General features: G+C 41.9%; 5 protein-coding genes and 1 pseudogene. All 6 read right to left on the bottom strand.

Annotation, left to right across the window (positions count from 1 at the left end):
- Nucleotides 1-131: 131 nt before the first annotated feature.
- Nucleotides 132-646 (bottom strand): annotated as a pseudogene (locus tag IEW48_RS10080) (reverse transcriptase domain-containing protein); the annotation flags it as partial.
- A 197-nt stretch (nt 647-843) separates the two neighbouring features.
- Nucleotides 844-1113, bottom strand: coding sequence for a hypothetical protein (locus IEW48_RS10075; protein ID WP_188623643.1), 270 nt, complete (start codon nt 1111-1113; stop codon nt 844-846).
- 144 nt (nt 1114-1257) lie between these two features.
- The gene (locus IEW48_RS10070) at nt 1258-4212 is read right to left on the bottom strand and encodes a type III restriction-modification system endonuclease (protein ID WP_188623642.1); all 2955 of its coding nucleotides are present in this window, start codon (nt 4210-4212) and stop codon (nt 1258-1260) included.
- 3 nt (nt 4213-4215) lie between these two features.
- On the bottom strand, nt 4216-6135 hold the full coding sequence (locus IEW48_RS10065; RefSeq protein ID WP_188623641.1) for a site-specific DNA-methyltransferase: 1920 nt from the start codon (nt 6133-6135) through the stop codon (nt 4216-4218).
- A 15-nt stretch (nt 6136-6150) separates the two neighbouring features.
- The gene (locus IEW48_RS10060) at nt 6151-6912 is read right to left on the bottom strand and encodes a DUF4391 domain-containing protein (RefSeq protein ID WP_188623640.1); all 762 of its coding nucleotides are present in this window, start codon (nt 6910-6912) and stop codon (nt 6151-6153) included.
- A 5-nt stretch (nt 6913-6917) separates the two neighbouring features.
- Nucleotides 6918-10163 carry a helicase-related protein gene (locus IEW48_RS10055; protein WP_188623639.1) on the bottom strand — a complete coding sequence of 1082 codons (3246 nt, stop codon included), beginning with the start codon at nt 10161-10163 and terminating at the stop codon, nt 6918-6920.
- Nucleotides 10164-10535 lie beyond the last annotated feature (372 nt).

Raw genomic sequence — 10535 nt, 5'->3', positions numbered from 1 at the left:
ACTGGTTACGCTCTCTTTTTGTCTTTTTTTGCTATATGGTTTTACTTACGTCTTCAAGAAAAAAATAGTCTACCAAGAAACTTAAATTGAGCAAGTTAAAACTTAAAAAATGAAACTTTTTCAGCAAACCCTAAATAGGCCCGTATCAGCTTCAGGACACGCTTGTCCTTTACCCGGCGTGCCACCCGGCTCATCAGGATGTCATGGTGAACCCGGTCAAAGAATTTCTCCAAGTCAATGTCCACGACGTATTTGTACCCCTCATGGGTATATCGTTGGGCTTGCCGGACGGCATCATGGGCCCGGCGTTGGGAGCGAATCCATAACTGTGGGACGAAAAGTGAGGGTCGAAGATGGGTGTGAGTACTTGGAGAATGGCTTGTTGGATGAATCGGTCTATCACGGTAGGGATACCCAGCAACCTGACACCTCCGTCAGGTTTCGGGATTTCGACCCTTCGGACAGGTGCTGGCTGGTAGGTCCCCTCCAGCAGCTTTTGTTTAATGGCTGGCCAGTGCTCCCGGAGATAATCTCGGAGGTGTTCAGTTGAAACCCCGTCGATGCCGGGAGCGCCTTTGTTAGCCTCCACACGTTTGAGAGCTTTGGTTAGATTTGACCGTGATAAGATGTTCTCCAACAAAGCCATCGAGATATTTCTCCTTTCGCGGGATGAGGTGTCAGGTCTTACCGGGCAATGCTCAGCCCTCATTCCAAGGCCCTCCGGGCTTCACCCATCTTTCCTTGGAAGAGTTCCGTCAGGAATTCTGCTTCAGCGCATTGCGTCTCGAAAAAGTCTGATTCATCCCTGAATTGACGTTCGGTCCTTCCCTTTTCAGGCGTCCCTTACTCAGGTACTATGACCTCTGCTGACTCCTGTACGTTCAGCAAAACCTTTCGGTTTTGGTTACCATCTTCAGATGGCGTGCCGTACAGGCCTCCCCGGATAAGAGCACGGACTTTCCACCCATGTACCTGCCCAATATACTGCCACAACCCTTGGCGGCTTTGGACTTCGTCTTGTTTGGCAGACTCATCCGATTGTGACAGCCTCAAATTGGGTTCGTGTACCTCAGGTCGAGTGTTTGCCTCCAGCAACACCAGATTCCGCCTCACGGCGGACACCCTTGCTTTCAGCTAACGGTAGGCGCTTGATGAGCCCCTGTTCGGGACTTTCACCCTATAGTCACGCACCCATGCCGGGCGTACCAAAAAAGACAGAAACCTGAGTGGCTTCTGCCTCAATATAAGCTTATTATATTATAAACTGAGCGCCCGCAGCATAAACACATCAACGTCATTTTCCGGCCCAACAAACTCAATATCCGTCCCAATTGCTTCAAAGTGTTTGCGGGCAAACTCGATTTTTGCCGATTCGCCCGGACGCAAATCTCCTTCCCATTCCTGTCCTTTGGTCTCAAGGACGAAGTACAGCTTTTCTTCCCCGTCTTTCTCAATGACAAGCGCCCAGTCAGGGTTGTAGGAGCCAATTGGCGTGTCAATTTTAAACCAGCTTGGTAGCTTCACATATACTTTTACTTTTTCGTTGTTTTCAAAGCGTTTGGCAAAACGCTTTTCCACATCTGAATCATAGACGACATGGTCAAACAGCGATTTTTCACTCGGAATTGCGTTGTCATTCAAGTAGGCAAGCAGTTCTTCGTTTTGGAATAGTTCCACCGCATAATACGCATCGTCGCCGATTTTATAATATTTCACCCCGTCTTTTAACAGTTGCTTCATTTCACGCTGGATGATCTTTGTCACTTCTTCGATAAATTTTTGCGGATTGTTTTTGAAATCGTCAAGCCGCTTGCAGCCGGTTAAGATGCGGACGATCGTCTTACGTGTTAAATTCGTGCGGTTTTGCAGCTCGGTAATGACGTCTGGAAGCGTATGATGCAAGCTGACGTAATCTTCGACGCTTTCGCTTATCGTTTGCGCCTGTACTCCTGTCACGCGGTCGATTTCCACTTTTCCCTTGCGGCTTAAAATTCGAATTTTCTCTATGCGCGGCATCGTTTGAATGCTTTCGATGCACTTTTGAATCAAATGTTCGCTGTCGAAATCGACGGAATAGACCGTTTTATACTTGATTTTGTCCCATAACTGTCTGAATTCTTCCTGATTGAATACCGAGATATTTAATTTTACTTTTTGCTTTTTGGTCGCGTCTTTGATCGGCAATGCTTGTAAGTGGCGTTTTATTTCTTTGACGATTGCCGGAAGCCATGGCTGAAACTCCGTGCTTAAGCACAAGTCATAGTTTTCTATTGCTTTCTTTAATTCAGAGGTAACCATGCTATGCTTGTCAATATAACCGTTTTGCTTCAATTCATCATATAATTTTACCGATAAGTCATAGCCCATTTGCACCGGCTCTTCCGTCTTCTCGTCGATATAAATAAGTTTGGCAAATATATGTTTTTCAATTTTGCCGAATTTGACTCCTGTTTGTTCTTCGATTTCTTTTTGCAGCGTCGCAACAAACTCTTCGTACGATTCGTTCGCCATGACCGTTAGCGTGTTGATATGATAGTCCTGCACACGCTCCCCGTTTTGGTTGACAGCCAGACGCAATCCGCGTCCGATTTCTTGGCGTCTCGATACGTACGTTCCCGCGGAGTCTTTCAACGTGCAAATTTGAAAGACGTTCGGGTTGTCCCATCCTTCACGAAGCGCCGAATGGGAGAAAATGAAGCGAAGCGGCTCATTGAGGCTAAGCAGCCGTTCTTTGTCTTTCATAATAAGGTTGTACACATCGGTGTCCGCTTCTGTATTTCCTCTTGTATCTTTCAGACGCCCCTTTTTATCTTGTGCGAAATACCCGTTGTGCGCTTTTTCCACGTCCTTATCAATGCCTGGGTCATCCCACAGCTTTCGGTATTTCGGTTTTTGGATCAAATCCTTATATTCTTCCTCAAACATCACCGCATATTTTCCTTTAATCGGATTGCCATCTTTATCATAATCACGGTAATGGGCGACTTTGTCGATAAAGAAAAGGCTTAACACTTTAATTCCGCGCGGGCGAAGCTGCAGCTCTTTGTTCAAATGCTCTTCGATCGTTTTGCGGATTTGATACCGCTTTATCGCATCATCGTCAATATCGCCGATCGCATCACCGACCCGCAGACGATAGCCATTTACTTCAATTGCTTCGTTTCCTTCCGTCCAATCAATCTGCTCGACGATATAGCCACGATACAATTCTCGTTCCCCGGAAATATCGTATAAATCGTCTCCGTATTTCACCGTTTTCGTCGTCCGCTTCACCTTTCCGCGCGATTTGACATCCAGTTCGATCTTCGCTTTTCTTTCCTTTACCTCGATTAGTTTTATGTACGGTACGTTAAAAGACGGCTCGGAACGAACGGACATCACTTCGATTTTTTTGACGAGTTTTTGATTATACGCGTCGACCGCATCGAGGCGATACACCATGTTATATTTATCTACATGCGTCGCAGAATAACGCAACGTACAAAGCGGGTTGAGCGAGGCAATCGCTTCTTTTGATTTCGGCGTCGTATCGACGCTTTGCGGCTCGTCAATAATAACAATCGGGTTCGTCTGTTGAATAAATTCGATCGGGCGATAGCCGTTCAAGCGATCGTTCGGACGGTGAATGACGTTCGCTTTATTTTCTTTTTCCGGATCTTCAAAGCTTTTACGGAACGCGTCAATATTAATGATCATGATTTGGATTGTTGTCGCTGTCGCAAAGTTACGGACTTGATCGAGTTTTTGCGAATCGTAAATAAAGTATTCTACTGGCGTATGGTCATACAGTTCATTGAAATGGTCTCTCGTAATTTGCAGCGACTTGTATACCCCTTCACGAATCGCCACGGACGGAACGACAATGACAAATTTCGTAAATCCGTAATGTTTATGCAATTCGTAAATCGTCCGTAAATAGACATATGTCTTCCCCGTACCTGTTTCCATTTCAACGGTAAAATGCATGCCATCAAGCCGCTCACTGCGCGGCAGGCCGTTTTTCATTTGAATGTCCTGCACGTTTTTTAAAATTTCTTCCGGCGTAAGGTCGAGCCGATTCCCTACGCCTAAATCCGTTTGAATCATTCCCGCGTTTGGTCCATACGAAACGGTGAAGTTGGACTGGATCATTTCTTGCCCTTTAAAAATTTGCACAACGGAATCAATCGCCCGTTTTTGATAATCCAAGTCCGCGATAAACTTCAGCTTCATCGGTTACACACTCCTAACATCCATGATTCCGTGCTTTTTCAATGTTTGAATCGCGTTCGTTTTCACGGCGTCGCTAATAAAGCCAGACTCTTTGAAAATGACTTTCGGCGGCATATGCTCGGATTGATATTTCAACATCTCCTGAACGATATCCAAATCGATGTCATCTTCTAAACATACCAACACGGAACCATAGGCAACGTTATAAATCGTTTTGCCGTTATAATCAATTTCTTCAATCGGTGTGGTGAGCGGCAGGCCGATTTTCAGTAAAATCTCATACAACAAATCTTCTTTCGTGCGGTCTTCTTTAATGTTATCCTGCAAATCGAAAAGGGTTTGCTCCAAGTTGTCGAAATCAGGATCCCATGTTTTTACGTTAGAAGAATCAAGTTTAAATACTTTAAAGCCAATATCCAAATCTGTTTTCCCTGTTTCTTGAACGATTTTTTCACCAGCGCGGCGGATGCGTTCTTTGCCGATTTCACAAATGTTTTTATATCCCGCTTTATACGCCTCTGATTTTTCATCAGTTAACTCAGGCAATTGCACCATGATAAACTTACGATTACCGCCGTCTTCTGCATTTAGCTGCATAACGGCATGGGCGGTTGTTGCTGAGCCAGAGAAGAAATCAAGAATGATGTCATCTTGGTCCGATACCATTCGAATAAACTTCAAAATAATCGTTTCATCTTTAGGAAAGTCAAACACTTTTCCACCAAGCAAATCTCTTAATCGTTTCATCGCACCCCTGCTGTCTTGATAAATCACACTGTAAGGAACTTGGTACTCTGTTTCTTTTAAATATCTTTTAAGGCATGGTACTTTTGATTCATCTTCTCCAAAATGAATCATATTGTTTTTTAACATTTCTTTCATGCGTTCTTCACTAAATAACCAGCCACGGCTTGGTATTTTTACTGGCTTACCTGTTACTGGATGTAATACATTATAAACTGGTCCCCCGCCACCAGGCCAAGATATATTATCAGGAAAATATACACCTTTCTCATCAATATGGTTATAATGACTATGCTGTTTAGAAGGATGATTATCAGGCAGAGATTTAAACCATTCTTTTAAGCACAGTGACGCTTCTTCATAATTAAAATTATGTTTTTTTACCAACTCCTCTGCTTTACTGTAAATCTCATCTAGCCCTTCTTTTCTTTCTCTCCATGTAATCTTATTTTCAATAAGACTATGTATGTTTTTCACATAAACTAAAACATATTCATGTGAGATAGAAATGTATTTCGAATCATTTTTTCTTCCACCAGCCCAAATAAATCTACCAACAAAGTTATTTTCACCATATATTTCATCACAAATCTTCTTTAAATTGTCTACCTCTGAATCATCTATAGAAATAAAAATAGATCCATCTTCCCTTAAAAGGTTCCTCGCCAACTTTAATCTCGGATACATCATATTCAACCAATCGGTATGAAATCTCCCGCTCGTTTCTGTATTCGCCTTTGTCATTTGCTGCGTGATTTCTTTGTAATTTTTGATATTATCACGGAAATCATCTTTGTACACAAAATCCTTCCCTGTATTATACGGCGGGTCGATATAGATCATTTTAATTTTTCCGAAATACGATTTTTGCAACAGCTTCAATACTTCAAGGTTATCCCCTTCAATATAGAGATTTTCAGTCGTATCCCAGTTTTTGCTGGATGCTTTATCCGGCCGCAGCGTGCCGGTGGATGGCGTTTGTGCGAGTTTCATTGCCTGTGTTTTGCCGTGCCAGGTGAATTCATATTTTTCATTGCGTGTTTCGATCTCTTCCCCAAGAATCAGTTTTAGTTTTTCAAAATCGATTTTTTCTTCGGTGACCACTTCTGGGAATAGTTGCTTTAACGCCTCGATGTTCGCTTTTACAATATCCATCGATTTTCCATCTAGTTTTTCCATCGTGCTTCCCCTCTTTCATCGCAATTGTTGTTTCCACTGCTCGATTTGCTTCGTTAATTGCTGAATTTTCATGTTGTACTCTACTTTCCGGTTAAACTGCGTTTCTTTCTTAATTTGATTTTTCCATTTCGCGATTTCCGCTTCCGCCTGTTCAATTTGCGCAATCAGTTGGCGCGATTCTTCATCGGTAGCGATGTAAAACGCGCCAACCGCTTTCGCGTGTTGAAACGCCTGTACCGCGATATGAATGTCTTGATAAAACCGGAAGAAGTTAGAAAAAGATAACGCTGTTATGTGAACCGCATCAATAAATTGCCGAACCGTTTCATCGTCACTGTCGGATGAAAACCACGGAGTATACGCAAATTCCTCCAAAACAACTTGCGTTTTATCGATTTTGTTTAATCGCTTTAAACACGTACCAACCTGAACGTTTCCTTCTTTTTCAAATACGATGACGACAGGGTTTGGCAACGATCCTTGAATAATCTCTCCAATGACAGGAAGGCAAGCGTCTTTTGTTTCGTTTCTTAATCGAATCGTGATAAACATAACTCCTTCATAATGATAATCTTCATTAATAAATGGCTGGATATTAATCACACTTGGAGTTAATAAATACGTTAGCTCAATCCGATCGACGTATTTCGTAATATAGTCTTTTTCCTTTTTCGTTAAATCAGCGAAATCGTAAAACATTTTTTTATCCAACTTCTTATGTAAAGGGCGGACTTTATCGTCCAGCCCTATTCTAGCATAAAATGTGAATCCAGCCACCGCTCTCACCCTTTAATGATAAGATAAGAGATAATTTCAAAGTCTTGCAAACTCGTATTCGCGTTCGTCACTAAGCTGTCCAAGTTTCCGAGGCTAAATATGTTCAGCGTTATTTGCTGATCGATTTTGCCAACGATATCTTCTACCGCTTTTTCCAGCAGCGCCTTATATCGCCCCATGTCTTTTCCGTTTTTCGTCTCTTGGTAAAACGTTTCGTATAAATCCCACTCCACTTCTTTTTTTCCGTTGCATAGCGAACGGTATAAATCCAAAATTTTCTTTACGTGGACATGGTTATACAACACCGTGCCGTCTTCCCGCACATACACTAAGTAATATGGATGGAGCGCGTTTTGTTCGTTCGATGATGTGACGTGATCGATTTGTTTTAGACAGAAAATAACCCCAGGCTTAATTTCGTCTTTTAGTTTTTCATTTTTGTTCACGGTAATGCTAAAAAGCCCTAGCGGCGCTTTTTCCACCGCTTCTTTATGTTCCTTCATAAAATTTAATAAATCCATGCGGAAGTCGTCTAACGTAAAATCGGTTAAAGAAATATTTCCGGAAATGTCCTCTAAATCAATGACTTCGTTTTGCAGTTTTTCGAGTTGTTTGCGGCGGTATTCCAAATCTTTCATTTCATTGCTGTTGTCGGCAATAACATTTTCTTCCCCGGTGGAAGAAATATCGAGAATCGTCATTCGGTCTTTTACCCTGTTGACGAGATTAATATATTCATCGAGTTCCAGCGACGGCCAAAAGTTAACTAGTTGAATCCGTTCATTTTTGCTGCCAATCCGGTCGATACGGCCAAAACGTTGGATAATGCGAACCGGATTCCAATGGATATCATAGTTAACGAGATAATCACAGTCTTGCAAGTTTTGCCCTTCGGAAATACAGTCAGTAGCAATTAGTATGTCAATTTCCTCTTTCATCTCCGGCATTACTTTTGCCCGCTCTTTCGAAATAGGTGAAAAGTTCATTAAGACATTATTGAAGTCGACTTTCTTCATTTTTAATGTAGTTTTTGGGTGATCCGAGCCAGTTACTACGGCAGAGTGCAAGCCAAATTGACGATAAATCCATTCATGCAAGTTTTCATACAAGTATTTCGCCGTATCCGCAAACGCAGTAAAAATGAGCAATTTCTTGTTTTGGCCGTTAATCGGATTCTCGATTTTGTTTTGAATGACTTTTTTCAATGCCAATAATTTTTTATCGCGATCTGACGTTATCCTTCTCGCTTGCGCAAGCAACTTCGCCAAAATTTCGCGGTCATATAATAAATCTTGCTTCCAGCGGATTAAGTCCATATCTTTGATGAAAATTTTCACTTTCGAGCCGATTAACGCGTCTTCTAAGTCAGGATCTTCGATGTCAATGTCGTTAATATCTCCGATCATTTCGTTTTTCGGATCATAGTGATCTATTTTTTGAATGTGCGAATCAATCTGATGAATGATGTTTTCCAATGTTAAAGAAAAGGAATGAATGCTGCTTTCTAATCGTTTCAACAAGTTAGATTTCATTAAATAGACAAGGTTATTTTCCCGGTCGGTTTGTTTAAAAATTCTTCCGTTTGCCACTTTCGTATCGTACTTTTCGTTATAAATAGCCCTTTTATGAGGCAAAATATATTGCATCGGCGAATATACCGCCAACCGCAACCGCAATATTTCATTATTGATCTTCTCCAGCGGCGGAAATTCGTCTTTAGCGTCAATTGTTTCTTTAATATTGATTGGCTTCAGGCGGATCGGAAACGAACCGATCGCATTCACATTGTAATATTTTTCAATATGGCGGCGCGAACGGGCGATTGTTAATGAGTCAAGCAAGGTGAAATAATCCCAGTTTAGCATATCTAACAACCGCTCAGTAGTCCGCTCTTCTTCAGGAAGATTGCTCCATTTGTTGAACTGGGACTGTGCGCGGCGAATCGTTTGGCTGATGCTTTTGATGTTCGCCGTTTCCGCTAGCGCTTTGTCATTTCCTTCCGTAATGAAGGCAATCTGGTTCTTTAAGTCATCGAGCTTGTTATTGACAGGAGTGGCAGAAAGCATTAACACTTTCGTTTTCACTCCCGCTTTAATAATGTCGTTCATCAAGCGGGAATATCTCGTCACCCGGTCGTTGCGCGGATCGTTGTTACGAAAATTGTGCGATTCGTCGATAACAACTAAATCATAATTTCCCCAGTTCACATGTTCCAAATTAATATCGCCGCTATATCCGCGCTCACGCGATAAATCGGTATGGTTGAGCAAGTCATAGGAAAAGCGGTCTTCCGCTAAAATGTTGCGCTTATCGTTTAAACGGTAAATCGCCCAGTTTTCCCTCAATTTTTTTGGCGCCAGCACGAGAACGCGATGATTGCGCAGTTCGTAATATTTAATGACCGCTAACGCCTCAAACGTTTTTCCGAGCCCGACGCTGTCGGCGATAATGCATCCTCCATACGTTTCGATTTTATTGATGGCGCCAATTACCCCATCGCGCTGAAAATCGTAAAGTTTGTTCCAAATGACCGTATTTTCAAATCCCGTTCTTGTTTGTAGCGATTCATAGTTATTCGCGTCTTGCAAGAAGCCTTTAAATAAATTGTAAAGCGTCACGAAGTAAATGAACTCTGGCGAATTTTCTTTATACATCACTTCTAAGCGCCGCAATATTTCGTCTTTCACATCTTGCAGTGCTTGTTCATCTTGCCAAATGGCGTCAAACTGACGAAGCAGGTGGGTATTTGAATGCTCATCGTCGACAATATGGTTAATATAAATATTGGAAGAGTTGCTGTAGCCTAGACCTGGGCTGGAAAATGGCGCACCGCCGATTAAGCCGATTTGCGTTCCATCGTTGTTTTTGACATGATACAAACCGCCTTGAATGCGCTGGTTGATGACTGATTTAATTTGTGCTTTTCGTTTCAGCCATTTCGCTAATTCTTTGGCTATGTATGCTTGACTCAACTCTACTTTATATTTTCGTTCTTCTTCCACTCCATACAGTGCCGCTTCATTTTTCTCCATTAGTCCTTTTAACGAACGGTTTCCACGCACAAAGGCAGGCTCTGTGAAAATGAAACGGAATTCATCGAGTTGTGACAGCTCTTTTTTCAGCTCCACAAACGCATATAATGTCAAATGTGCCGCGGCAATCGACAGCTTACTTCCTTTAGTTATATATTCTTTTAAAACATCCCCCACTAAACCACTCTGCTTATTGTCAATCATTCCTTTAGATCCCATGCGTCCATGCTCCTTCAACAATTAATGACATAATCCTATTTTACTAAACAAAAAAGAATGTTGTCTAATTTTGTCATAATATAATCAAATCTTCCTAACCTATCCAAAGTAACAAAAAAACAAGCCGGCTCCCGTTCAGCCGTTCAGTGAACGGGAGACAGCTTATCTGGGCAAAGATAAATTCACAATGCCCCTTTTAGTTGATTAATCCAAGGCTTTCTTCTTATTTTTTGAATGGTTTAACTCATGATCTATTATTGTATACCTTTATTGTCTGAACGCGTTGCAAAATGCATAACGAATGTATATTTTTCCACATCAATCCCTAATTCATGTGATAGCAGGAGTGCTTGACCACTCCCCATGCCTAAA

The sequence above is a fragment of the Caldalkalibacillus thermarum genome (assembly GCF_014644735.1).
Taxonomy (GTDB): Bacteria; Bacillota; Bacilli; order Caldalkalibacillales; family Caldalkalibacillaceae; genus Caldalkalibacillus; species Caldalkalibacillus thermarum.
This window is presented reverse-complemented; position numbering and strand designations above follow the sequence as displayed.